Raw genomic sequence first — 24578 nt, 5'->3', positions numbered from 1 at the left:
GCAGCATGGCGGAACTGCTCAAAGATCCCCATGCACCGCAGCATCCCTCTGTCACTATTGATTTTTATCGAGTACTCCATGCTGTCAACGATATAAACTAAACCACGATTAAGCTTTTTGGAGTTCAAATAGTATATGCCTAGCTCGGTAAGGAGGCGAGCATGTTGATTCATCGTAACTTGCTCACTTACCTTGCCTAGTTGATTTCGTTGTGGTTTATATATTAGATACTCCCGAAACCGCTCTATAATATAATCGATGTTGATGCGATGTCGATTAGCTGCTACCACAATATTGCATAAGGCCGGAAAAATTTCATCAGTTCTAGATTCAACATAGTTTACATATTCAGAAAGAGCGTCAGAATGTCCAGACATTAACCTATATAGGTAACGATTCGCTCTCGCCCATTCTTTAAACTGTTTAATAATTATTATTTCCTGTTCTGAGGGCGTCTTTATCCAATCCGGGTTCTCATACAGGGACAGGTAACTTAATGCTTCTCCAAAGTTTCCAGATTCACGACAGACACTCGCCAGAATGAGATATGAATAGAGTATGTAAAAAACTACAGGCTTTTCCTGTTCATCATTCATGATTGCAGTGTTTAAGTTATTCTTATACTGCAGTCTTGCTATTTGACCCATTTTTTTAGCTAGGACTTCCACAGTATCCCACCGTAGAAGTGAAATGTTCAAATTAATAAGTTTTCTATATGCGTCTAATTGGTAATTTTCATCTAACCTATTGATATATTGCTCAAATGATACTGCCAGTTTTAAGTTATCATCCACGTTATCACTTAACTCCACCATAAAGAGACGATAGTGACATAGTGCAAGCCTTTCTGAATGCTGGAATTTTTCACTTTCAGCCACACATTCATAAAGCAATGCAGCAGCTTTGTACTTTTCTTCTTTAAAAAACACCTCTGCCATTTCGAAAAGCATTGGTAGGTAATTGATATTTTCCAACGTCATTCGTGCAGCTCTATGCAAACAATCCAATTTATCCAGTTCAGCACACCGTTCAAGAAAAGGCCCAAGCCTCCGCCAATCCGGAGTGGTACGAAAAATACTTTCTGTTATGTAAAGTTCATAGAAGTGCCCCTCTTCAATCTCCATCCCTTTGGTAATCCGGTCTAACTGGTTCATAGACATGGGTCGATTACCATTCAAGATATTACTAAGTGTTCCGCTGTTGATGCCGGATATCCTCGCGAATTGGTTAATCGTCATACGATGATTCTGCAAATACCTTACTATTTCTCCGCGAATCGTGGCTGTCGTCTCCAAGTAACAACACCCCCAGATGGAAAACCAAATATTAGTAGAGTAAATAATTAATTACATGCTATATTTTTACATTCGTTAGGTCAATAGTGAATAACCGGAATAAATTTAGATGAAGGTTAATTGAATAGTTAATATGAAAAAGGCGGACCAGACTAACCACTGGAACCACCTTTTTCTTATAAACTATTCAGCTATAAATTACGTCTCTTGTCCTGAACCATGTCCTCCACTTAAAGGCCTGACCTGTGCATCTTGAGGAAATCTTGTGTCTGCATCATGCTTAGTATCCGAAGTATTAAATATCCAAATAAAACTACAGATAACCAACAGATAAGCCAATTTTCTTTTCATTTCTTTTATGCACCTCACTGACCAAATTTTTATATTGTTTCTGTTTTTCAAATGATGAAACATGGCGAAACTGCTCAAATAACCCCATACATCTCAACATACCTTTAACACTATTAATTCTAATCGAATACGTTAAACTTTCCAATAAATAATCTATTCCTCTATCAAAATGTTCTCTTTTAAAATTGTATATAGCTAATTCAGCTAGCAAACGTGTAAATCGATCTAAAGTCACCTGTTTACTTATTTTCCCAAGATGACTCTTTTGTTCTTGGAGAACCAAATAATCTTGAAAACGTTCAAGAATATGGTCGATTTGAATATAATATCGATTAGCAGCAATCATAATATTACATAGTGCTAGAAAAATTTCATCTTCTCTCTTGGCTACATATTCAACATAATCAATTATTACTTCGGCCTGTCCAGCCATTAGTTGATACGAGTAACGGTTTGCATCAGCCCATTCCTTGAACTGAGTTATAATTTTTCTTTCTTGAGCATCGGGTTCCTGTATCCAATCGGGTTCAGAATATAGGGATATATAATATAAACCTTTTTCATAATCTTCTTGTTCACGTGAAACATCTGCTTGAATTAGATAAGCATACAAAATATAAAAAATAATAGGCTGCTTTGGATACTCTTGATTTTTGAAATCGTTTCTCAGTTGCTTATACTGAGCTAATCCTTTATTCTCCAATCTCTCAGCCAAATCTTTTATTTTATTCCATCGATGCAGAGAAAGGTTTACGTTAATTAATTTCACAAGTGCATCTAACTGATACATTTCATCTAAACGATCCACGTATGGCTCAAAATAAACGGCCGCTTGCAAGTTTGCATCCTGATCATCTGCGAGTTCTAATACAAACAACCGGTACTGACAAAGGGCCAGCCGCTCCGAATGCTGGAATCTTTCGCTCTCAGCCACACTCCTGTAGAGCAGCACGGCCGCCTCATGCTTTCCCTCTTTGAAAAAAACCTCGGCTGTTTCAAAGAGCAGCGGGGAGTAAGAAATATTATCCATCGTCATTCGGACAGCCTTGTCCAAACAATCCAGCTTCCCCAGTTCCGCGCACCTGTGAAGAAACGGTCCCAATCGACGCCAATCCGGCGTAGCATGAAAAATACATTCATCTATGTACAACTCGTAGAAATAACCCTCTTCCAGACCCATGCCTGACGTAATTCGGTCCAGTTGCTGCATGGAAATCGGGCGGTTCCCATTCAGAATATTGCTGAGTGTGCCGCTGTTGACCTCCGATATTTCTGCAAACCGATTAATCGTCATTTCGTTCTTATGTAGAAACTCTTCCATTTGTTCGCGAATCGTGGCTGTCATTTCCAAGCTAACACCACCCTCCAGGATCAGAACCCAAATATTAGTATATTTCTCTATACAGTAATCATATTGATTAATATTCCAGCGGTCAATACTTATTTACGTCATTTTTTTACATAAAATACCCAATAAGATTTAAAAATGCCAATTTCCTTGCAAATCTTATTCTATTTATATATCGTCAAATGAAATGACACGATGAGAAAAAGCGCTCCGAAATTTTCGGAAGCGCTTTTTTTTGCTAAATTTATGAACATCTTATTAATCATCTGATCAAAGATTCCTTGTCTTGAAGTAGAATTTCACCCCAGAACCAAACGATCATCGGACAGCTTGTGACCGCTAATCTGCTCAAATTCCCCAAGCAGCTGCTCCACGGTCAGGGATTTCTTGCGCTCTTCGTCCACATCCAGAATGATGCGCCCCTTATCCATCATAATAAGGCGATTGCCAAGACGGATGGCTTGCTCCATGTTATGTGTAACCATGAGCGTGGTCAGCTTCATGTCGCGTACGATGTCATCGGTTATTCGGGTAATCAGCTCCGCACGAGCCGGATCGAGCGCTGCCGTATGTTCATCGAGCAGCAGGATTTGGGGCTGCGTGAAGGTTGCCATCAGCAAACTTAACGCTTGACGTTCCCCTCCCGACAGCATCCCTACTTTGGCTCGGAGCCGATCCTCGAGTCCAATGCCAAGCCGCTCTAAATGTTTGCGGAAGCCGGCCCGCTTGGATGCTGTAACGCCTATGCTGAGCCCGCGGGATTGGCCGCGACGATATGCCATCGCCAGATTCTCTTCAATGGTCATATGCGGCGCTGTGCCCGCCATCGGATCCTGAAATACCCGGCCGATCCAGCGGCTGCGACGGAATTCCGGCAGATGGCCGATCGAAGTGCCGTCAATGCGCACTTCACCCGCGTCCGGCTTCATTACCCCGGAAATGATATTCATCAGCGTGGATTTGCCCGCACCATTACTTCCGATAACCGTCACGAAATCCCCCGGCTTCAAGTGAAGGTTGACATCCATCAAAGCGATCTTCTCATCCACCGTCCCCGGGTTAAACAGCTTGGACACATGGTTCATTTCCAGCATCAGAGCGCACCTCCTTTGGTCTTCCCTTGCGTAGCTAACAGTTCGGTTGAGCGCCTCCGTGCCTGTGAACGCTGCTTCATCGCCCGATTGATGGTCGGAACCACGAGAGCGATAATGACGATGATCGCCGTGATCAATTTTAAATCCGAAGCTTCGAGCCATGGAATCTCATAAGCAGCAGCAACGACAATCCGATAGATAATCGAACCGCAGACGACAGCCAGCGTTGTCCGGAATACCGAGCCGGTTCCCAGAACAGCCTCACCAATGATAACAGACGCCAAGCCAATGACAATCATTCCAATACCGGAGCCGATGTCCGCAAAACTTGATTGCTGGGCAACCACAGCGCCGGATAAGGCCACCAGCCCGTTCGAGATGCTTAGCCCCAGAATGGTTGTCGTGTCCGTGTTGGCACCAAAGCTGCGGATCATCCGCTTGTTATCGCCGGTCGCGCGGAGCGCAAGGCCAAGATCCGTGCGGAAGAATGCATCCAGCAGCAGCTTGCCGATGATCACAATCACTAACATAATATAGATCGGATCAATGGATCCGAAGATATTCGCTTCCTGGCTCAACGAAATATTAGGCTTGCCCATGATCCTCATATTAATCGAGTACAGCGCAATCATCATAATAATACCCGAGAGCAAACCGTTGATTTTACCCTTGGTGTGCAGCAGGCCTGTACAGATACCGGCTAACATACCTCCGGCAAATGCGGCCAGCGTGGCAAGCCATGGATTCACACCGTTGGTAATCAGAATCGCCGCAATCGCCGCGCCTGTCGTAAAACTTCCATCCACCGTCAGATCCGGAAAATCCAGAATCCGGAACGTAATATACACGCCAAGTGCCATCAGCGCATACAGCAGCCCCAATTCAATCGGACCATCCAGCCTCATCACGAAATCCAGCATGTCATGACCTCCTTAAGGATTAAGAAGTAAGGCGCGGGCTGTTATCTCCGCGCCTTACCGTTACTCGATGATGTTGTTGTCCGGGTCCTTGACTTCCTGTTTCATGGCGTCGGTCACTTCAATTCCATATTCAGCCGCAACCTTCGTGTTCAGGATCAGATCCAGCTTATCCGGCTTCGTGATTTCCATGTCCCCCGGGTTCTTGCCGTTTTTCAGTATCTCTACGGCCATCTGGCCGACTTGATATCCATGATCGTAGTACTTGAATCCAACTGTTGCAAAAGCTCCCTTCTCCACCGTATCGCGGTCACTGGAAAAGAACGGTATTTTGTTTTTTTGTGCTGTCTGAATAATTGTCTCGACTCCACTTACCACGGTATTATCCAGCGTGATATAAAAGGCATCGACTTTACCGACTAGCGATTCCGCTGCTTGCTTCACTTCCGAAGTATTGGTAACGGCAGCTTTCACAAGCTCGATTCCATGCTCCGAAAGCACCTCTTCTGCCGTGTTGGCCATAACAACCGCATTTGCTTCTCCTTCATCTAAGACCAAACCAATCCTCTTAACATTTGGAAAATGAGTATTTACAAAATTCATCAATTGTTTGGTTGCTTCCGGGTTCGTGTCAGATGCCCCGGTGATGTTGCCCCCTGGTTTCTTCAAATCGCTGACCAGCTTCGCATCGAGCGGATCTGTTACAGCTGCGAACAAGACCGGTTTCTCCTTCACGTTCTGCGCCACAGCCTGTGCCGAATCTGTTGCAATTGCGATCACCAGATCCGCTTTCGTATCCTTCAACTTCTGTCCGATCGAGAGGTTGTTCGCCGGGTCACCTTGTGCATTGTTGTAATCAATCTTCAGCGTTTTGTCATCCTCCGAGATTCCAGCGTCCTTCAATGCTGCCAGAATGCCTTCCCGCGTTGCATCCAAGGATGGATGCTCTACGATCTGCGAAATCGCGATGCTGTAGGATTTCTTCTCGGCATCTCCGCCGCTGCCCGTTTGAGTCGTTCCGCCGCCTTCCGGCTTGTCCCCGCAGCCTACTGCCGTAACCAGCAGTGCGGAGAGTGTAAGTGATAACCACATTTTTCTCTTCATCATGAATCCCCTCTCTTTTATTAACCGCTTCAATAATTTTCTACATAAAGCGACAACGCTTCCCCGCTTTCATAGACGAAAGCATTAAAGTCAAAAAATAAGTCGTTCCTATTGAACAACGGTCTATTATGAACATTTTATATGTACCCAATTGTATTCGTCAATCAAGATTTTCTAAGGGAGGATGCTTTCCATAAAGAACATCCCCGGATGTCATACGTCTCCGGGGATGCCAGTATAACGAAACCATATTTATATAGTAGAAAAAATCTTAAAATAACCTCTACAGAATGGAACGGCCCTGCATGGTCGCAAGCCAAGCATCTGCCATAAGAGCATGCCCTGCCGGCGATGGATGCACGCCATCGGGCGCCCAATAACTCATCTCAATCTTGGAGCTGGCTGCAGCGAATATGCCGTCGAGCGGAACGTACAAGGTTTCAAATTCGCGCGACAATTCGCGAACGGCCTGAATTTTGGGATCCAGATCTTCTCGCCATTCCTTCTTCGCTTCCGTAACGGGCAGCAGGAAGGGCTCCATGAGAATGAAACTGGCGCCGGTCAACTCGCGGGTTTGGATTAGCAGCTCCCTGTAGCCTTCATAATAAGCTTCCACGGACGTGGTTTCGCCGCGATTAAACCTCCTGCCGGTTTCATTGATGCCGACCAGGATGGATACCCATGTCGGATCCAGATCGATGCAATCTTCCTCCCAGCGCCCCCGCAGATCGACGACCCGGTTGCCGCTGATTCCCCGGTTTACAAAACGCAGCCTTTTCAAAGGCAGCTCCATACCTAGCCGGGCAGCAGCCATCAGCGCGTATCCATGCCCTAAACTGTCCGACTCCTCGTAATTTCGCCCGCAATCGGTGATGCTGTCGCCCTGAAACAATACGAGTGCATTTTGCTCGATATGTACCATGCTGTTCAACGCCTCCAATAATGAAAGTGTTCACCTGCTCACCCCTTCATCATAACCGCTTTCAAGCATTCCTGAAACCCCTTAAATTCACATATCATGGCAAACTTTCTATACATTTAAGTTGACTATGTGGAATGAATTCACTACAATTCTATAGGTATACGTATGGCTGAATCTTAAAAAGAACAGGTGATTAAATCATGTCAGAGCAACAGAACTATCAGATCCTTCTCTATTATAAATTTGTTCAAATCCCGGACCCTGAAGCGTTCAAAGACGAGCATTTGCAATACTGCAAAGATCTCGGGCTCAAAGGACGCATCCTGGTTGCCTCCGAAGGCATCAATGGTACGGTATCCGGTACGATTGAACAGACTGAGCAATATATGCAGGATATGCACGCCAATCCGCTATTTGCGGACATGGTGTTTAAGATTGACCCATCCGAAGGGCATGCCTTCAAAAAGATGTTTGTCCGTCACCGCGAAGAACTCGTTACGTTCCGTGTCGAGGATGAACTCGACCCTAACGTGGTCAGCGGAAAACGCCTATCGCCCCAGGAATTCTTTGAACACTTGCAGCGTGATGATGTCATCGTCATCGACGGACGGAATGATTATGAGTATGATATCGGTCATTTCCGCAATGCGATAAGACCAGAGGTGCAATCCTTCCGGGAGTTTCCGGAATGGATTCGCGAGAACCTGAGCGAGCACAAGGATAAAACCATCCTGACTTACTGCACAGGGGGCATCCGGTGCGAGAAACTGACCGGATTTATGCTCAAGGAAGGCTTCAAAGACGTTGCCCAGCTTGAGGGCGGCATTGTCACCTACGGGAAAGATCCTGAAGTACAGGGCCGTCTCTTCGATGGAAAATGTTATGTATTTGATGAGCGCATTTCCGTTCCGATCAATCAAACGGACGAGGATGTTATCGTGGGCAAATGCCACCATTGCGGAAAGCCCGAAGATCGGTATATCAACTGCGATAATGACGCCTGCCACCTGCAGCATGTGTGCTGCGAAGAGTGTGAGGAGCTTCATCATGGCTGCTGCTCCGCGGAGTGCGAAGAAATTGTTGCTGCAAGCCACAATGCTTCCTAATCCAACCCAATCATAAATAGCTATAACCAAACGAAAGGGCAAGGTGCGAATCACTCGCACCTTGCCCTTTTATACATACGATCTATACGATCTCTCCTCTGCATTCAAACAATAAGAGCGACTCGCCCCTATCGTTCCATTAAATTTTGAAAGATAGAGTTAATTTGCGAGAGATTGTTTCTCTAACCAGTTACTTTAACTATTATGTTATCAAACAATTTCTCTTCAATATAAATATTGATTTTCCATATTCCCGCTGAAGGAAAATTCAATGTAGAGGGCAAAACTGCATTTCCTGCAGGAGATTTTTGTGTTCTCAATTTACTTTCAAACAATTCAATTTCTTCTTTAGTTTGCTGTTCTATTGCAGAAAATTTAACTGTGCCATTTAATTCATCCGCTTCACCCCAAAAGTACCATAGATATTTTTTGGGCTTATTCACAACAAAATTCGATACATTTTCAGTATAAGTAAAGACAACTCGGTTTTCTTTCCCAATTACGGTACGAGTAATCGGGCTCCCCTTATTATCTTTAATTGTTATATCGAACTTTTTGCTCAATTCCCAATCCTCATGGTCAGGTTGAGTAGAGGCAGGCAAATTTCCTTGTGCACACCCCGAACAGATTAATATCATAAGGCAACAAAAATATAAAGTCACCCTCATTTTGGTTCTCCCTCCATGAATTAGAAGATTAATTGTACTATAAAACAATAATCGGTACAGTTTTCACTGCACCGAAAGGATGAAATGGACTATTAGGAAAATCAATAATAGCATTGAAGAAATACCGTTAGCGAATTTAAAGAATCCATTCTTCTTCTTATACAGGCTCTTGATTTTCTCCATTTCAAGCTCTGTTCTGTTTATAGAAAAAAGTATAGTAGGTACCGCTCGGGAAAACCCATAAACTAATCCAAAAAGCATACCGAATGTAGGATCCTTAAAAAGACCAACATAAATGTATAATAAATAAAAAGTCATATAGGGTAAATAAGTAAAAATACCAGCACCCAGAATACTTCCCCAAACCCACATATTTCTTACTGAGGATCCGTTAACCCAAGTAGCGGGGATTTGCCATTTTCTTTGAGGGACTTTTAAATTTATAATCTTATAGTCATGCATCATATATAGTCCCACAATTATTATCATGAATACCATTTTTAAAATATACGGCAGCCATGAGAAAACTACGAAAATCAATAAAGTATACAAGAAACCTGTCAGAGCTCCTGATAAAGAAGACGCAGCCAAATAATTAATCCAACATTTTATTCTTGTTTTGTAATTCTCCTCACCGAGGAGACTGACCTCCAGGGTCACATTTAATCCTCAGTTGGTACTTACTTTAGTTACACCCGCTACACATGCTAGGAGTGCTAATAAAATGATCTCAACCAGCTCTAAATGCATTTTTAATATCTCCTTTTTTTATTTCTTTACTATCTTACTGTTACAGCACAACCACAATCATTTGCATTTGCTTTGTACACATCTGGATTACTGTTTGGAGTGCAATCGCAGCAAGCAATTGCCCCCCAGCTATAACCAACACACCAGCACCCGGTGGATCCCCAATATGCGTACGTTGTTTTATAACCAGTCGGGCATTTGGAAGATTGTGAGCTTTGGCATCCGGAACAAGTTTTCCTGTTTGGGAAATTACATGCTGTTTCATATTCCCAAGCCTCACACCAAGTTGAAGCGCCATCCGCAAATGCAGGTCGTGCCGAAAACGAAACAAATGATAAGAACGCAGTAGAAAGAACTGTTTTTAAGAACATAGAGCGAGTAACTCTTCTTTCTAAATTTTCAGCAATGATTTTTGTAAATCTATCCACCGACTCGAATAATTTAAGCATTTACTTCACGGTCCTTTCAAATAGATTTAGTCCTTCAATTGACTCTGATTTTCCTTCAAGAGACGATATCAGCCCCATAATATGTTCCATTCCGTTACACAATCCTTTACCTTTAACCGTTCCTTTTTCATCCAGAATAAAAGCAAATGGTGTTACTCTAACTTTGCATAAGGTTAACACCGCTCTCTCCTCATCTAATAGCAATTCACCACTTAAAGATTTATTTTCCAAAACTTTAGAAAATCCATTTCTGTCACCAAGACCCACAAAAAGAAAATTAATTTTTTCATTATATTTCATAAAGGCTTTATTCCATTCAGGTATTAATTCTTGACACGGTTTGCAGCCCGGTGAAATAAATGTAATCAACGTTGGTTTTCCATAGAAAGATTCAATTGAAATCTGTTCATTGGAAAAGTACGATTTCCCTGAAAATTCAGGTATTTTATCACCAATTGATATGCCATCTCTGGTAATTGCTTCACGTGAACTTAAATACACTGAACCAAACTGCCTAAAAATAAGAAATATAGTGAACATCATAAATATAACAGCAATCCATAAAAGCAAATTAGAATAAAATAATATCTCCATATAATCCTCCCGTATTATGTTTCTAAAAGCTTTATGTTTTTCCTGTATTCATTCCATATTATTTGTGAAAGCAAGTATATTAGCACAATAACCACACTAAAAATGAATGAAGTTGCAGAAAAATTAGAGTTATACAACATCGTTAAAATGATTGCTGAAACATTTAATACGATTAATACGCCAATTCTATATATACTAAAAAGATCCACTTTACTGTCTAAAAAGTTTCCGAAGCAAGAGCAAGTAATTACTCTTTTGGATTTAATGACCTTTGAAACCGCGATAAAAAAGCTTATCAGCATTAATAAAGTAAGAGCTAATCCATAGTAGGAGCTCTTATGAAAAAAAATCATGACGGATGACATTAACTCTATAAACGGCAGCGAATATCCATAGAAACGAGAGAGATTCCTTGGTACTACGTTATACTCAATGACACCATTCACAAAATTTTTCAAATTAGCCAGTTTAGTTATGGATGAGATTAAGAAAATTAAGATAAGAGTTAATTTCATTACATTAGTCAAAAACTCGAGCATCAAAAAGCTCCCCTTCTCTTTTCATCTTCAGTCTTCACCATCTTTTTGCTGTTTACCTGTCACCCCCTCCTTAAATTCTTTCACAGCTGATCCTAAAGACCTCCCCATCGCAGGTAAATTTTTTGCTCCAAACACAATAAATGCCAATATCAATAAAATGATGATCCCTGGAACGCCAATTTGGTTAAACATACCTGTGTCAGCCTCCTCTTAATTTTTCTGTTTTCTTCTCCATAACACCGCAAATAACCAATCCAATTTCAAAAATAGATATCAGTAAGATCATTGCAGTAATGTCGGAAATGAAATCGGGTGGTGTGAGGACAACAGCGACTATACAAAAGATTGGGTATAGAATCTTTCGCAGCTTCTTAAGTGTATTGGAGGATATAACTCCAAGTTGTGTTAACAAAACCATAAGAGCGGGAATTTCCAAAACTAATCCTGCCAATAAACAGATCATAAACACAAATTGGAAATAATCGGAGAAATTATACATGGTATTCATACTAAGTTCTTCAGTAACTCCAAGAAAAAAAGAAAATAATAATGGTGTGAGGAAATAGTATCCTAAAACTACCCCTAATAAAAAGAGTATCGATACAACAGAGGAAAATACTAACAGTATTTTTTTGAAATTATTATTAATTGTAGGCTTTATGAATAAATAAATTTGCATGATCAATATGGGAAATGAAATGCACACACTTTGAATCAGCATGGTCTTTGCGTAAATTGATACAGATTCAGTAACCTTAAACACGTTAAGCTCAATTTCATAATGTAAAGCGGACGATTTTAACAAGTTTACGAAATAAGGGGAGGTAAAATAAGTAACAATTAAACAAAAGATAAATGCGACAGCAAAATAAAATATCCTTCTACGAAGTTCATAAAAATGTTCGAGAAAATTCATCGTAGTGTTGCCATCAACGGATTGCTCTTCAAACGCACTTACTTTTTGGATTTCATTTGACATCACGATCTCCTAAGTATTTCGAATCGAGGAAACAGTATTCTAAATTGAATAATACATATTTATTTACACTACTTGGTTTTAATTACATGAGAATATAAAATAAATGAATTCGCAGTAATCCTGATTGTCTCCCTTCACTTTGAAGAAGCATAAATATGTAGGTCCTTTTGAATCCCCTCCTTATATAACATTTTGGATTAACATTAAGATAAATCTACCGAAATTAAGTTAACGATTCCAATTATTTACTTGGTAATATTTATTATAATTAATCAAAAAAATGTTTGGAATAGGACTTCCGACTTAATCCCGTTTCTACATAGAAGCCTGCTTTCAAAATGGCCTACGTTATGCTTATAAAACACTACATATAAAAGTTCTCAAAGTAAAAAAGCGCCGGCCTTCTTCCTTTTAAGGGAAGTGAACGACGAGTAATCATTGCTGTCCGTTTTGTTTGTTAAAATAATACTCTTCAAAATTTCATCCTTGTATGTGAATAAATGTCATTATATAATGAAGGTCTAATTGGTAATTCGAGGCTGGCTGGGGTACTGGTGTCCTTCTAGGTCTTCAAAACCTTTTGGGAGACGTCCCGCGTCTCCGGTGGGTTCGATTCCCACACAGTCTCGCCATATTCAATTCATTTTAATCACACGATCCAATGTCTTGTATCGTTCTCTCTACATGTAATTTGTAAATAATCTAACAACTCGAGAAACATAATCAGTTTTTTTCTTGAACCCTTCAAAATGCCCTTAGCATCTTGTATACAAAATGGTTGATTGTTTGTTTCAACATATAACAATTTGAATTCATCCTCAAAAGTTTGATGATGAATTATATGCTTATCGTCTAATCGATATGCAAGTTTGCTGTTAACAACATAATGAGTCAATTCATTATGAAGGTGTTCGGGTACACTTGCACCTCTCAAGTATTCATTCCATTCCAAAACTTCCAACCTATCATTTTCTAAATTCTCCAACACGCCTTCAAATTTAGAATTCCACTCCTCAGGTACATGAGGTACGAACTCAGGTATATGAATAAAATGATTTCTTCTTGACAATCTCCCTTCTTCTATTTCCTTGTTAATCACTATTTCACCTAACTTTTTAGGGATATTTCGTTGAAGCACTTGAATACATTCGGCTTTACTTATTCCAATACGGAGGGGGAATGATATATGGTATTTTTCTACTTCCATTTTAACCTGTGATCTAACATTATCGTAAACCATACTAGACGTAAATAGATTGGGTTCGATAACAAAAATTTGATGACTTTGAATCATTCCCTCCAATATTACATTTAATTTATCTCCGTATAATGATGTCAATTTGCTTAATTCGTTTGTATTTAACATTTTATGTATTGCCAATGCGTCCAATATCCTGTCTTTCGGGCTTGCTTCTTTTTTATGTAACAGTTTTTCAATCGTTTTTTGACCATATCGATATTTTTCACTTGATGCACTAATAATCCATCCTCCACCTATCGTTTCGACAGGCGAAGGTCGTCTTACAATAAAACGATCTCCACGTTTAACAACAATCGGTTTCTTCAATAAGATTTGGCACAGAATTTCAGAGTTATCATGTAATTCATTGCGATCGAAGAAGACAATTTTTCCAGAGGTTTCATTTGTACCAGAGTAAAAATTAATAGTAGTTCGTTGTTTTACAGGGTATTCAAGATCCTTTACTGTCTTAAGTGTAACATCAATCATGTTGCTAATTACAAAGTCCGTTGATGAAACGATAACATCTCCCCTTCTTATTTTTTGTTTTTGTATCCCGCCAATGTTAATAGCTGCTCTCTGACCTGCCGTAGCTTTGTTCTTAACCTTGTTATGTATTTGAACCTCCTTAGCCTTTACTGGAATATGTTGAGGAAGTATAGTAAGAGCATCCCCACTTTCTAGAGTACCTTCATAAATCGTACCTCTTACAACTACTCCTTGACCATGAATTGTAAACACTTGATCAATAGGCATCCTCAAAATTCCATTTGAAATTCGTTGTGGGATCTTTTTTAACTTCTGAACAAGCATATACTTAAGATTATCCAATCCCTCTCCACTTATGCTCTCTACATATAAAATTTCAACACCTTCAAATAAGGATCCTTCTACTGCCGATTTTATATCTTCTTCTATTATTTCTAAAAATTCATATTCCACCCGATTTATTTTGGTCACAACAATAATTCCATGTTCTATACCCAAGAGAGTTAGAATTTCGATATGTTCTTTAGTTTGGGGCATAACGCCTTCATCTGCCGCGACAACTAAAATGACAAGATCTATACCAGCAACCCCAGCAATCATTTTCCGAATAAATTTTTCATGCCCTGGGACATCAATGATTGATGTTTCGAATCCATATAATAAGAGTGGCGCATATCCGAGTTCAATGGAAATATTCCGCTCTTTTTCAATGATAAGACGGTCAGTATCAATATTAGTTAATGCTTTTGTTAATGTAGTCTTACCGTGGTTAATATGACCAGCGATTCCAATCGTATAATACCGATGCGTCATAGTTATCACCCTTGCAGATTAATTGTTTTTATTTAAATATACGGTTTATCCCTTCCGCTACAAGTTCAATTTCGTCATTCTGTATCGTTCTAACATCTAATAAAAGAGTGTCTTTTTGAATACGGGCGATGATTGGCGGATTACAATTTCGCAACTTTCGCTCTAACCATTGCACTTCAAACTTATCAGACCTCAGTGAGATTGCAAACGATGGCAATTTTACTTCAGGCATCGTCCCACCACCAATTTCCGAATAAACTTGAATAACTTCGACATATGATTTAACTTCGTCCGTTAGTAAGCAATAAAGTTCTTCCGCCTTTATTTTAATAACCTGTGGAGAAGCTAGAATATCTCGAAGTGTTGGCAGTTCTTTTACAACCAATTCCTCATTAAGATAGAGTAAGAGAGTGGATTCTAGAGCCGACAGAGTTAATTTATCAGGTCGTAAGGCTCTAGCAAGTGGATTTTTTTTTAGTCTATTTATCAACTCATGTGATCCAATGATAATACCCGCTTGAGGGCCTCCTAAAAGTTTATCGCCACTAAAGCTAATGAGATCTACTTTTTTTTCAACAACCTCTCTAATAGAAGGTTCGTTTCCTATACCATGTTTTTTCAAATCGTATAACACGCCGCTACCAAGATCTTCATATACAGGAATATTATACTTATTCCCTAACTTGACCAGATCCTTAGTATCTACTGACTGTGTATATCCATTAATTACAAAATTACTTTTGTGGACTTTAAGTAATAGAGCAGTATTTTCATTTATTGCTCCTTCATAGTCATGTGTATGAGTGCGGTTTGTAGTACCGACTTCGTTAAGAATTGCTCCACTTTCTTTCATTATGTCAGAAATTCGAAATGATCCACCGATTTCGATTATTTCTCCTCTGGATACAACTACCTCTCTTTTTGCAGCGAGCACTAGTAAGATTAGAAATACAGCTGAAGCATTGTTATTAACAACCATGGCTGACTCTGCACCAGTCAAAGTCTTAATAATATGTTCGACTATGTCGTGTCTCGATCCACGTGTTCCGGTTTCAAGATTGTACTCTAGATTTGAATAACTTCCAGCTATTTTCATCAAATGCTTGTTTACTGCAACCGGTAGTAAAGACCGTCCTAAATTAGTATGTAGAACAATTCCCGTCGCATTAATTACTGGTATCATATTAGGATTTAAACTCTGTGAAATAAATGTTCTAAGATCCTTAATCAATTCTTCTTCCGATAAAACGTTTACACTTCCTAACACACTTTCACTTCTCAATTTCTCAAGATATTGTTTAATTAATAAAGTTACATAGTTAGTAGATACAGAGTAATCCTTTATTGTGCTCTTGATGTCAGGATTTTTTAATATATTTGTCACTGAGGGAATTGAACGAAGCTTCATGTGATTCTCCTTTACTACAGGGATTATATACTCTACATTGAATTCCCATGATATTACAGTATAAGCATTATTTATTGTTCGAGCAACCTCTAGAGACGTTTAATTAAAAATTTCCTGTTTAATTAGGAAGACAATAGATTCCGGAGCATCATAAATCAAAAGTCTAATATTAAAAATGTAGAAGTTCAGTTAGCGCCTCGAACAAGCAGTTGAAGGCCTCGTGATTCAGGAAAGCAACTAATTGCTTTCATAAAAAATCCCTTTCAGCCAACAAGGTTACGTCCATCAAAATCAGATGTACTAAAACTCTTGCCTACCAAAAGGGAGGATATCTAAATACTATATTAGTGTCTCGTTAATTTATTCCTCTAGGAAAACAGCCAGTTCAGCTTCGATAGCAGCTTTGATCTTCTCGACGCATTCTTCCGTCGTTGCCGCGAATACACGTTTACCATTCACCAGTGCATATGGACGAAGCTTGCATAGACCGCAAAGATTCATGCAATCCGCCCTCAGGACAGCGATTTCGGGATACAATTCCTCAAGATGCTCAAGTTCCAAAGCACTCATCAAGTTGCTGTCGCATATTTCCACAACAACAATCCCCATCCCCATCTTTATCACCACTATTCATTTGACAATTCGTTCATTCATTATGAGGAAAACGCCCGAATTTGTCAAATCGATCGTGGGTTTTGATCAATGGATGAGGGATTCCGCACCATCGATATAAATTTCCGTACCGGTAATATGGGAAGCATCATCCGATGCCAGAAAGGCTACGAGCTGAGCAACCTGTGATGGCTGTCCCGGTCCGTCCGCCAAAGGCTGGTCTCCCTCAGGGTATTCAATCGGAATCGTCACCTCGTCCAGCTCCGGCTTCGCAATGGTGCTCTCATCAATATTCGTTGCAATCGCGCCTGGGCAAATAGCGTTCACCCGGATTTTGTAACGGGCGAGCTCCAGCGCCGCCATCTTCATGAAGGCCACCTGTCCCGCCTTCGTGGTGCTGTATGCGGAGAAACCAAACCCGGTAAATACCCGGTTTCCGTTAATGGAGCTCGTAATGATGATGCTGCCGCCATGATCCTTTAAGTGAGGAATCGCGTATTTTACCGTAGCAAACGTTCCTCTCAAATTCGTGTTAATGGTAGCATCCCATTCATCCAGCTCCATGATCTCGATCGGAGCTTTGGTCCCATTAATACCGGCATTCGCAAATACGATATCAATCTTTCCCCACTGCTCGGCGGCTTGACTGAAGCAATCCTTCAGCGATTCCGCTTTGGAAATATCGCAGTTGCCCGTGAGCACTTCGCCCCCGCCATCTTCTATGGTCTTCTTCACTTTCTCTACGCGTTCACGATCGATGTCGATCAACAGGAGTTTAGCTCCTTGTTCTGCCATAAGAAGGGCTGCGGCCCGGCCGATTCCGGAACCAGCACCGGTAACGATGGCTACTTTACCATCCAAACGTTGATTTGTTGTCATTGCCACAACCTCCTCGTTTAAGTTTTCATGATTATAGATAACCCAACGAGTCCGTATCTGAATCTTGGCAATCCGAGCCTGCCGTGCAGCAAGCAGCAAGCAGCAAGCAAGCATATCCCAGCGGTAATGCCTAACCTGATAAAAAAAAGAAAATTTCCTATGAGAGGATCGGGGGGGCTTCCAGGTCTATCTTTGGAATACCGCAGGTTTAACGCATACCGGCTTGGATTGCGAAACCGTATACCCGGTAAAGTCAAGCTTCCCGTCTTCCGGATTCACGTTAAACAATACCAGGTTATTCCCGTCCCGATTGGCAACGATGAGGAATTTCCCCCCCGGCATGAGCGTAAAATGACGCGGATGGCCGCCCTCCGTCGAAATATATTGAACCGGACTTAAACGACCGGTATCTTCATGCACGTTAAATACTACAATGCTGTCGTGTCCGCGGTTCGATCCGTATACCGTTTTGCCATCCGGGGACACGGCGATTTCGGCACAATAGCTCTCCCCGTCAAAATCCGCAGGCAGTGTCGATACCGTTTCCAGCACCTCTAAACGTCCCGCTTCTTGATTGTAGCGAAGCACCGTGACACTGGAATTCAGCTCGTTGATGACATAAGCATAGGCACCGCTGGGATGGAAAGCCAAATGACGGGGCCCTACGCCCGCGTCCAGCTGGGTTTCGCCGTGAAAGCTCAGCTCTTGCTTATTCTCATTTATCGTATATGCAAGAATCTTGTCCAATCCCAAGTCCTGTACGAACACATATTGACCATCCGGACTGTAAAATGCCGAGTGCGCTCTGGATTGCTGATCATCACGCACTGTCACGAGATCCGTATGTTTCTTCTCATCCAGCAGTTTGCCGGCTCGTCCATTCTCATCGATCGAATGAAGACCTACCAGGCCTCCATGATAACTCGAAACAATCAGATACTTGCTGGATTCATCACGCTGAATGTGGCAAGTGGAGCTGCTGACACTGCGGGTACGATTCAATTCGGACAGTTTGCCGGCCTCCGGGTCAATTTCAAAGCTGATGACCTCGGCTGCTTTGCCGCCTTGATCTGCAATTTCGCCGATGGCATACAAACGTCCGTTATCCGGATCGACGTTCAAGAAAGTGGGATTTTTAATGCCGGATACTTCATCAAGCAGCTTCAGCTCGCCGCTGTCCTCGTTAAATTCATAAACACATACCCCGCTTTGATTATCTTCCGAATACGCACCTGAAAACAGCAGTGTGCGCTGTGATGGATTCGCCATAAAATCCGATCTCTCCTCTCGTATATCTATCATTTCATGTCCTATGTAGTGATGCTTTCAGTTACCATGTTAACTTCAACCCTGATGAAAATCAAATGACTCGCCGTTTGCAGCCTGTTTGTCTTTTGCCATACCGGGTATGTATGTATTACATTGACTGAAGGAGGTATTCCCATGAAACAACCGAACAGCGAAGAAGTACGCAATCATCAGGACACGGAGAACGACTCCCAGGAACAACGCGACAAGGTGAAGAAGCATCAGGATGTGGAGCCTCAGGCTGAGAATTGGAATCCCCGGGATCTTCCCGATCCAGACGATAAAAATCAATCTAAATCCTAATCGCGCAATAAGAAAGGCCGCATGGACACTGCCATGCGGCCTTCTTATATAGGTGAGTCTCTTTGGCTTGGATGATTATCCTTCCAGAAGCAGCGACTCCGGATCTTCGAGGAGCTCTTTCACGGTTACCAGGAAGCGAACCGCCTCGGAACCGTCAACGATCCGATGATCGTAAGACAATGCGATGTACATCATCGGACGATTTTCCATGCGTTCAGCATCAATCGCTACCGGGCGAAGCTGGATTTTGTGCATGCCGAGGATACCCACCTGAGGCGTATTCAGGATCGGCGTAGACAACAGCGAGCCGAAGACGCCGCCATTCGTAATCGTAAACGTACCGCCTTGCAGCTCAGACAAGGACAGCGCGTTATTGCGGGCTTTGGCAGCCAGATTGCCGATTTCCTTCTCAATCTCGGCAAAACCAAGACGATCGGCATCGCGAACGACCGGAACGACAAGCCCTTCTTTGGCGGATACCGCAATACCGATATCATAGAATTTCTTCACGACGATATCGTCGCCGTCAATCTCGGCGTTCAGATGCGGGAATCTCTTCAACGCACCCACAACCGCTTTGGTGAAGAAGGACATGAAACCGAGCCCTACGTCATGCTTCTCTTGGAATGCTTGCTTACGACGCTTGCGCACGTCCAGGATCGCGGTCATATCCACTTCATTGAAGGTCGTCAGCATGGCAGCCGTATGCTGCGCTTCGACCAAACGATTCGCAATCGTTTGACGACGGCGGGACATGCGGGTACGTTCAACCGGTTTGCCATACTCGGCAGCAGGTGCTTGTGCTGCCGGTGCAGGCGTTGAAGCTGCCGGCTTGCTAGGTGCCGCAGACGGCTTAGCTTCGTTATGATTCTTCACATCATCATGGTAAATCCGACCGATCGGGTCGCGGCCCTGTACCTGGTCCAGATCAATCCCGCGTTCACGAGCCAGTTTGCGTGCGGATGGCGATGCAGTCAGACCTGCTCCTTCCTCGTTCTGAGCCGGTACCGGAGCTTGCGGTTTCGGTGCTTCTGCGGCGGGTGCCGAAGCGGCTTCCGTTTGCACGGAGGCTGGAGCTTCAGCCGCCTTCGGCGCCGATGCACTTGGAACGCCTTCCTGCGGAGAAATTTGACCGATCACTTCGCCGATCGTTACGTTCTCCCCTTCTTGACGAAGGATTTTTTCCACAACGCCTTCAGACTCTGCGCTAATTTCAAGATTAACCTTATCCGTTTCTAACTCGAGCAGCACATCACCGATGTTGACGCTATCCCCTTCTTTTACGTGCCATTTGAATATCGTTCCTTCGGTGATGGATTCGCCCATAGCTGGTACAGTAATTTCGCTCACAGCCGCTACCTCCCCAATGAGATCTCTTGATTTATAGTTTTACGATTAAGGGCAAAAGAAATGATGGTCTGTTGCTCATAAGCATGAACATCCTGATATCCACTAGCAGGGCTCGAACGCTCAGGACGTCCGCTGTAACGGACCTCTGTGCCTTTAGGTGCAATTTCACGAATTCTCGGCTCCATGAAGCTCCAGCCGCCCATGTTCTGAGGCTCTTCCTGAACCCACAGAATCTCTTTCAGGTTCGGATACTTCTGCATCACACGGGAAATTTCTTCTTTAGGGAAAGGATACAGCTGTTCCACACGAAGAATGTGGATCCAGGATTGGTCCTCACCCTTCTGCTTATCCAGAGCGTCTTCCAAGTCGATCGCGATTTTCCCCGAGCACAATACAAGGCGTTCCACCTTCTTAGGTGTTTGACCTAGACCCGGCTGTTCCATTACCTTCTGGAAACCGCCTTCGCTAAACGCGTTCACAGGCGACGCGACACGCGGGTTACGGATCAAGCTCTTCGGAGCCATAACCACCAGCGGCTTGGCATCGTCCGTGTTGGTTAGGGAAGCCTGTTTGCGCAGCAGGTGGAAATATTGGGCGGCCGAAGTCAGATTCGCAACCGTCCAGTTATCCTCGCCGCTCAGCTGGAGGAACCGTTCCAATCTGGCGCTGGAGTGCTCTGGACCGTTTCCTTCATAGCCGTGAGGAAGCAGCATCACCAAGCTGGACTTCTGTCTCCACTTCGAACGTCCGGCCGTAATGAACTGGTCGATGATCACCTGTGCACAGTTGACGAAATCGCCGTACTGCGCTTCCCAGATCACCAAAGTCTCGGGAGAGTACACATTGTAGCCATATTCAAATCCAACGACCGCAGCTTCGGTCAGCGGGCTGTTATGGATCGCGAACGATGCCTTGGCTTGCGGCAGCCGGTGCAGCGGGCAGAAGGTTTCTCCATTAACCGCATCGTGAAGCACCAGGTTTCGATGGGCAAACGTTGCACGTTCGGCATCCTGTCCCGTGATCCGGATCGGCTTGCCGTCAGCGAGAATCGTAGCGAAGGCCAGCGTTTCGGCATGACCCCAGTCCACCTTCTCGCCCTCGTCAAGCGAATTGCTGCGCCGCTCGAGGATGCGTTGAAGCTTTGGATATACCGTAAAGCCTTCAGGCCACTGCAGGAGCTCGCGGTTAATGCCGCGCAGCACCTCTGCAGATACATTCGTCGCGGCTTCCGTCTTGGATTTGCCGTCCGTAGGGTTCAGTCCGAGCAGAATCTGATCAACCGGATCCTTCGTCTTCACGTTCTCGTAAGAGTTCTTCAAGACCTCCACGACACCGTTCTTCAAACCGTCCACTTGTTCTTGGGTCAGAATGTTTCCATCCACCAGTTTCTTCATATAAATCGTGCTGACGGTTGGATGGTTCTTCACCTTCTGGTAGATCAGCGGCTGGGTCGTTTCCGGATCGTCCGTCTCGTTGTGGCCATATTTCCGGTAGCCGACAAGATCGATCAGAATGCTCTTCTTGAACTTGTTGCGGTAATCGCTGGCAAGACGGGCCACTGCGATACACGCTTCCGGATCATCCGCGTTCACGTGGATAATCGGAATCTCATAACCTTTTGCCAAATCGCTCGCATAATGGGTCGATCTGGAATCCTTGCCTTCCGTCGTGAATCCGATGCGGTTGTTCACGATGATGTGAATCGATCCGCCCGTACGGAACGCCGGCAATTTATTGAAGTTCAAGGTTTCCGGCACGATGCCTTCGCCAGGGAACGCGGAATCGCCATGAATCTGAATGCTCAGCGCTTTGTTCACATCCTGCTTCGGATAACCCGCTTCGCTGCGATCCTCCTGGGCGGCACGAGCAAAGCCCTCTACTACCGGATTGACGTATTCCAGGTGACTCGGGTTGTTCGCAAGCGTGATCCGAACCTGCCGGGCTTCATCCTTCTTCAGGTAACGGTCCGCGCCCAAATGGTACTTTACGTCGCCCGTCCAGCCGTAGTTGATGCCCATGGAGCCTTCGGACGGCACCAAATGTTTATTCGGAGAGTGCATGAACTCCGAGAAAATCTTGCCGTAATCCTTGCCCAGCACATGAGCCAGAACGTTCAAACGTCCGCGGTGCGCCATACCCACGAGAATAGAGTTGACATCCGCTTCGGCCATTTGGCGAACGATCTCGTCGAGCAGCGGCACGAGTGCCTCATTGCCCTCAACCGAGAAGCGCTTCGCGCCTACGAAAGTGCGATGCAGGAATTCCTCGAACTGCTCGGCTTCGAGCAGCTTCTTCAACAATCCCCTGCGCTCTTCAACGCTCATGTCGGACAAGTAGCGGCCTGATTCGGCCTGCTGGTTGAGCCACTTGCGTTCTTCTTCATCGTGGACGTGGCTAAATTCATAGGCAATGGAGCCTGTATATAGTTGCAACAGCCGCTGGATTGCCTCTAAGCCGTTCTTGATATCGCCAGGAGCCTCCTCCCAGACGATCTCTGCAGGCAGGGCGGCCAAATCCGCTTGGCTGAGTTGGTAGCTTTCCGGTTGAAGCAGACGCGTGTCGGCTTCGTTTCCGATTCCAATCGGATCAATGTCTGCGGCCAGATGACCGTAGGTTCTAATGTTCCACACCAGTTTGCCGGCAGCTACCCCTTTTTTCATCAATTGCGGGTCGTAGCTTACACCTTGTCCCTGCGAATCCGCTTTCTTTTCATTGTTTTCCAAAGATGGAGGCGGTCCCCAGCTTGCGAACAGCTCGCGGTATCCTGGCTCCACAGATTGCGGGTCTTGCAAAAACTTCTCATACTGATCTTGAATGTACCCCAAGTTCGGACCGTGATATTTCTGCCATGGTCCCTCTGTCATTCTGTCAAGGGTCTTCATCGCTGACTCCCTCCGTCAGATTATTTTGATTGCTCAAGGACGGAATTTCTAATTTTACATTTTGCATACTACATTTTACATTAAATAAACGTTTTCTTACGATTACATTATAATACACTTGGCCTCAATACCGAAAATACCCTTTATATATAATAATGATCTCAGAAACAGATGAATTTGCGTCAATTTTTTGACGATTTGTCCGCTCGTTCACCAGTTCCCTGTATGGGGTTCCATTTAAACCCATTTATTCGGAAAAAATATCCTCTTCCAGCCAGTCCATCTGCCTCAGCGGCTCGGGGCCGGTGTTCATCCCCAGCAGTTGAAGAAGCTGTTTGGCGTTGTCGGAAGCATCGCCTCCCGAATTGTTGTTGAAGATAATCCAGCACTGCTTCGCTTTCTTTAGCAATTGCTCTATCCATCCTCTCAGCTGTTCCAATTCTTCCGGACTGTAACGGTACAAATACCTTACCTCTCGCCAGTTGGGCTGACCGCTGGAATGCCACCCATCGGCGTTTCGTCCGTGCATCCGGATCATCACGGCCTCCGTGCCCGATGTCTCAAGCACGACCGGCACCGATCCGATACCGGCTTGCGGCTCGTCGGCTATGCTGTGGATCCAGCCCTCGCTCCGCATAAATTCGAGGGTCTTCTCGCGAAACTCTGGCGCATACCAGCTCTGATGGCGAAACTCCAAGGCTACCGGAACGTCCTTCATCCATTCCCGCGTACGCTTCAGAGTGTCCACATGCTTGCGTTCGCAACCAAACCATGGCGGGTATTGGAAAAGCACGGTCCTTAATTTGTCCGCCGCTCGCAATTCTTCGACCGATGCAAGCAAATGATCGAACATCGCTTTTACGCTGGGATATCTGTCCTTGCCCTGTCCGTGGGCATGTCCTGTCATGCCCTGATAGGCCTTTACAATAAAACCGAAATGGTCCGGGACGGCTGCCGCCCATTTTGTCATTTGTTCCGGCGAGGGTATGGCATAGAACGAATTGTCCATCTCCACGATGGGAAAATGCCTGCTGTACATTTCCAGTTTATCTGAAGGCCTTGCCCCTTCGTCGTACAGCTTGTCATGATCCCCCCACCCGGACAAACCTACCTGAATCGCATCTTTTTGTTTATCTTCCTTTGACATAACAATCCTCACATCCACATGATTTACCATA

The 24578-nt window shown here is 43.8% G+C and carries 23 protein-coding genes and 1 tRNA gene; 3 read left to right on the top strand and 21 right to left on the bottom strand.

Going from position 1 to position 24578, the window contains the following annotated elements:
• From RB298_RS22840 to RB298_RS22815, 6 genes are all read right to left on the bottom strand, one after another.
• Positions 1 to 1295 (bottom strand): helix-turn-helix domain-containing protein (locus RB298_RS22840; protein WP_486048703.1); only part of this gene is annotated, 1295 nt, incomplete at its 3' end.
• A gap of 313 nt (positions 1296 to 1608) precedes the next feature.
• Positions 1609 to 2997, bottom strand: coding sequence for a transcriptional regulator (locus RB298_RS22835; RefSeq protein WP_486048701.1), 1389 nt, complete (start codon positions 2995 to 2997; stop codon positions 1609 to 1611).
• 296 nt (positions 2998 to 3293) lie between these two features.
• Entirely contained in the window at positions 3294 to 4088 is a 795-nt protein-coding gene (locus RB298_RS22830) for an ABC transporter ATP-binding protein (RefSeq protein ID WP_009590664.1), read from the bottom strand.
• Positions 4088 to 5008 carry an ABC transporter permease gene (locus RB298_RS22825; protein WP_036661509.1) on the bottom strand — a complete coding sequence of 307 codons (921 nt, stop codon included), beginning with the start codon at positions 5006 to 5008 and terminating at the stop codon, positions 4088 to 4090. The genes RB298_RS22830 and RB298_RS22825 overlap by 1 nt, the downstream gene beginning before the upstream one ends.
• A 60-nt stretch (positions 5009 to 5068) precedes the next feature.
• Positions 5069 to 6109 (bottom strand): ABC transporter substrate-binding protein, encoded by a 1041-nt coding sequence (locus tag RB298_RS22820; protein ID WP_192571341.1) that lies wholly within the window; start codon positions 6107 to 6109, stop codon positions 5069 to 5071.
• Positions 6110 to 6392: 283 nt separating this feature from the next.
• Positions 6393 to 7031, bottom strand: coding sequence for an SGNH/GDSL hydrolase family protein (locus tag RB298_RS22815; protein ID WP_096774429.1), 639 nt, complete (start codon positions 7029 to 7031; stop codon positions 6393 to 6395).
• 200 nt (positions 7032 to 7231) lie between these two features.
• Here RB298_RS22815 and trhO point away from each other — a divergent pair, with 200 nt between their 5' ends.
• Positions 7232 to 8137, top strand: coding sequence for an oxygen-dependent tRNA uridine(34) hydroxylase TrhO (trhO, locus tag RB298_RS22810; RefSeq protein ID WP_119847580.1), 906 nt, complete (start codon positions 7232 to 7234; stop codon positions 8135 to 8137).
• A gap of 182 nt (positions 8138 to 8319) precedes the next feature.
• Here the strand turns inward: trhO and RB298_RS22805 are convergent, their stop codons facing one another.
• The 7 genes from RB298_RS22805 to tatC form a co-directional block, all read right to left on the bottom strand.
• Positions 8320 to 8805: a DUF4871 domain-containing protein gene (locus RB298_RS22805; RefSeq protein WP_486048698.1), complete on the bottom strand. Its 486-nt coding sequence runs from the start codon at positions 8803 to 8805 to the stop codon at positions 8320 to 8322.
• A gap of 63 nt (positions 8806 to 8868) precedes the next feature.
• Complete coding sequence (locus tag RB298_RS22800; protein WP_486048697.1) at positions 8869 to 9465, bottom strand: hypothetical protein; 597 nt, start codon at positions 9463 to 9465, stop codon at positions 8869 to 8871.
• Between the two features lie 130 nt (positions 9466 to 9595).
• Positions 9596 to 9820, bottom strand: a complete 225-nt coding sequence (locus RB298_RS22795) for a hypothetical protein (protein ID WP_486048695.1) — start codon at positions 9818 to 9820, stop codon at positions 9596 to 9598.
• A 184-nt stretch (positions 9821 to 10004) separates the two neighbouring features.
• A complete protein-coding gene (locus RB298_RS22790; protein ID WP_486048694.1) occupies positions 10005 to 10598 on the bottom strand; it encodes a TlpA family protein disulfide reductase in 594 nt (197 codons plus the stop codon).
• A 14-nt stretch (positions 10599 to 10612) separates the two neighbouring features.
• Entirely contained in the window at positions 10613 to 11137 is a 525-nt protein-coding gene (locus tag RB298_RS22785) for a MauE/DoxX family redox-associated membrane protein (protein WP_486048692.1), read from the bottom strand.
• 27 nt (positions 11138 to 11164) lie between these two features.
• The gene (gene tatA / locus RB298_RS22780) at positions 11165 to 11329 is read right to left on the bottom strand and encodes a twin-arginine translocase TatA/TatE family subunit (RefSeq protein ID WP_486048690.1); all 165 of its coding nucleotides are present in this window, start codon (positions 11327 to 11329) and stop codon (positions 11165 to 11167) included.
• A gap of 7 nt (positions 11330 to 11336) precedes the next feature.
• Positions 11337 to 12116 (bottom strand): twin-arginine translocase subunit TatC, encoded by a 780-nt coding sequence (gene tatC / locus RB298_RS22775; RefSeq protein ID WP_486048688.1) that lies wholly within the window; start codon positions 12114 to 12116, stop codon positions 11337 to 11339.
• 535 nt (positions 12117 to 12651) lie between these two features.
• Between tatC and RB298_RS22770 the strand changes: the two genes are divergently transcribed.
• Positions 12652 to 12748, top strand: a tRNA-Sec gene (locus tag RB298_RS22770).
• A gap of 17 nt (positions 12749 to 12765) precedes the next feature.
• Here RB298_RS22770 and selB read toward each other — a convergent pair.
• The 5 genes from selB to RB298_RS22745 all read right to left on the bottom strand — a co-directional run bounded on the left by selB (position 12766) and on the right by RB298_RS22745 (position 18826).
• Entirely contained in the window at positions 12766 to 14658 is a 1893-nt protein-coding gene (selB, locus tag RB298_RS22765) for a selenocysteine-specific translation elongation factor (protein ID WP_486048686.1), read from the bottom strand.
• Between the two features lie 28 nt (positions 14659 to 14686).
• The gene (gene selA / locus RB298_RS22760; RefSeq protein ID WP_486048684.1) at positions 14687 to 16066 is read right to left on the bottom strand and encodes an L-seryl-tRNA(Sec) selenium transferase; all 1380 of its coding nucleotides are present in this window, start codon (positions 16064 to 16066) and stop codon (positions 14687 to 14689) included.
• Positions 16067 to 16426: 360 nt separating this feature from the next.
• On the bottom strand, positions 16427 to 16675 hold the full coding sequence (locus RB298_RS22755; RefSeq protein ID WP_098747407.1) for a YuzB family protein: 249 nt from the start codon (positions 16673 to 16675) through the stop codon (positions 16427 to 16429).
• Between the two features lie 90 nt (positions 16676 to 16765).
• Positions 16766 to 17557, bottom strand: coding sequence for an SDR family oxidoreductase (locus RB298_RS22750; protein WP_486048682.1), 792 nt, complete (start codon positions 17555 to 17557; stop codon positions 16766 to 16768).
• A gap of 186 nt (positions 17558 to 17743) precedes the next feature.
• A complete protein-coding gene (locus tag RB298_RS22745) occupies positions 17744 to 18826 on the bottom strand; it encodes a lactonase family protein (protein ID WP_486048680.1) in 1083 nt (360 codons plus the stop codon).
• Positions 18827 to 19000: 174 nt separating this feature from the next.
• Between RB298_RS22745 and RB298_RS22740 the strand changes: the two genes are divergently transcribed.
• Positions 19001 to 19168 (top strand): hypothetical protein, encoded by a 168-nt coding sequence (locus RB298_RS22740; RefSeq protein ID WP_176502423.1) that lies wholly within the window; start codon positions 19001 to 19003, stop codon positions 19166 to 19168.
• A 75-nt stretch (positions 19169 to 19243) separates the two neighbouring features.
• Here the strand turns inward: RB298_RS22740 and odhB are convergent, their stop codons facing one another.
• From odhB to RB298_RS22725, 3 genes are all read right to left on the bottom strand, one after another.
• Entirely contained in the window at positions 19244 to 20518 is a 1275-nt protein-coding gene (gene odhB / locus RB298_RS22735) for a 2-oxoglutarate dehydrogenase complex dihydrolipoyllysine-residue succinyltransferase (RefSeq protein WP_096774432.1), read from the bottom strand.
• A gap of 5 nt (positions 20519 to 20523) precedes the next feature.
• Positions 20524 to 23400 carry a 2-oxoglutarate dehydrogenase E1 component gene (locus tag RB298_RS22730; RefSeq protein WP_096774433.1) on the bottom strand — a complete coding sequence of 959 codons (2877 nt, stop codon included), beginning with the start codon at positions 23398 to 23400 and terminating at the stop codon, positions 20524 to 20526.
• 247 nt (positions 23401 to 23647) lie between these two features.
• A complete protein-coding gene (locus RB298_RS22725) occupies positions 23648 to 24547 on the bottom strand; it encodes a DUF72 domain-containing protein (RefSeq protein ID WP_486048677.1) in 900 nt (299 codons plus the stop codon).
• Positions 24548 to 24578 lie beyond the last annotated feature (31 nt).

This window comes from Priestia sp. BR_2, from assembly GCF_041954005.1.
In the GTDB taxonomy this organism is placed as follows: Bacteria; Bacillota; Bacilli; order Paenibacillales; family Paenibacillaceae; genus Paenibacillus_AQ; species Paenibacillus_AQ lautus_A.
This window is presented reverse-complemented; position numbering and strand designations above follow the sequence as displayed.

What these genes read in the sequence shown, in the direction of transcription:
- RB298_RS22830 (WP_009590664.1), bottom strand. Translation starts at nt 4,088, where the DNA reads ATGCTGGAAATGAACCATGTGTCCAAGCTGTTTAACCCGGGGACGGTG.
- RB298_RS22725 (WP_486048677.1), bottom strand. Translation starts at nt 24,547, where the DNA reads ATGTCAAAGGAAGATAAACAAAAAGATGCGATTCAGGTAGGTTTGTCC.
- RB298_RS22755 (WP_098747407.1), bottom strand. Translation starts at nt 16,675, where the DNA reads ATGGGGATTGTTGTTGTGGAAATATGCGACAGCAACTTGATGAGTGCT.
- selA (WP_486048684.1), bottom strand. Translation starts at nt 16,066, where the DNA reads ATGAAGCTTCGTTCAATTCCCTCAGTGACAAATATATTAAAAAATCCT.
- RB298_RS22825 (WP_036661509.1), bottom strand. Translation starts at nt 5,008, where the DNA reads ATGCTGGATTTCGTGATGAGGCTGGATGGTCCGATTGAATTGGGGCTG.
- tatA (WP_486048690.1), bottom strand. Translation starts at nt 11,329, where the DNA reads ATGTTTAACCAAATTGGCGTTCCAGGGATCATCATTTTATTGATATTG.
- RB298_RS22785 (WP_486048692.1), bottom strand. Translation starts at nt 11,137, where the DNA reads ATGCTCGAGTTTTTGACTAATGTAATGAAATTAACTCTTATCTTAATT.
- RB298_RS22745 (WP_486048680.1), bottom strand. Translation starts at nt 18,826, where the DNA reads ATGGCGAATCCATCACAGCGCACACTGCTGTTTTCAGGTGCGTATTCG.
- RB298_RS22790 (WP_486048694.1), bottom strand. Translation starts at nt 10,598, where the DNA reads ATGGAGATATTATTTTATTCTAATTTGCTTTTATGGATTGCTGTTATA.
- RB298_RS22740 (WP_176502423.1), top strand. Translation starts at nt 19,001, where the DNA reads ATGAAACAACCGAACAGCGAAGAAGTACGCAATCATCAGGACACGGAG.
- RB298_RS22795 (WP_486048695.1), bottom strand. Translation starts at nt 9,820, where the DNA reads ATGAAACAGCATGTAATTTCCCAAACAGGAAAACTTGTTCCGGATGCC.
- RB298_RS22730 (WP_096774433.1), bottom strand. Translation starts at nt 23,400, where the DNA reads ATGAAGACCCTTGACAGAATGACAGAGGGACCATGGCAGAAATATCAC.
- RB298_RS22815 (WP_096774429.1), bottom strand. Translation starts at nt 7,031, where the DNA reads ATGGTACATATCGAGCAAAATGCACTCGTATTGTTTCAGGGCGACAGC.
- tatC (WP_486048688.1), bottom strand. Translation starts at nt 12,116, where the DNA reads ATGTCAAATGAAATCCAAAAAGTAAGTGCGTTTGAAGAGCAATCCGTT.
- RB298_RS22820 (WP_192571341.1), bottom strand. Translation starts at nt 6,109, where the DNA reads ATGAAGAGAAAAATGTGGTTATCACTTACACTCTCCGCACTGCTGGTT.
- selB (WP_486048686.1), bottom strand. Translation starts at nt 14,658, where the DNA reads ATGACGCATCGGTATTATACGATTGGAATCGCTGGTCATATTAACCAC.
- trhO (WP_119847580.1), top strand. Translation starts at nt 7,232, where the DNA reads ATGTCAGAGCAACAGAACTATCAGATCCTTCTCTATTATAAATTTGTT.
- RB298_RS22805 (WP_486048698.1), bottom strand. Translation starts at nt 8,805, where the DNA reads ATGAGGGTGACTTTATATTTTTGTTGCCTTATGATATTAATCTGTTCG.
- RB298_RS22750 (WP_486048682.1), bottom strand. Translation starts at nt 17,557, where the DNA reads ATGACAACAAATCAACGTTTGGATGGTAAAGTAGCCATCGTTACCGGT.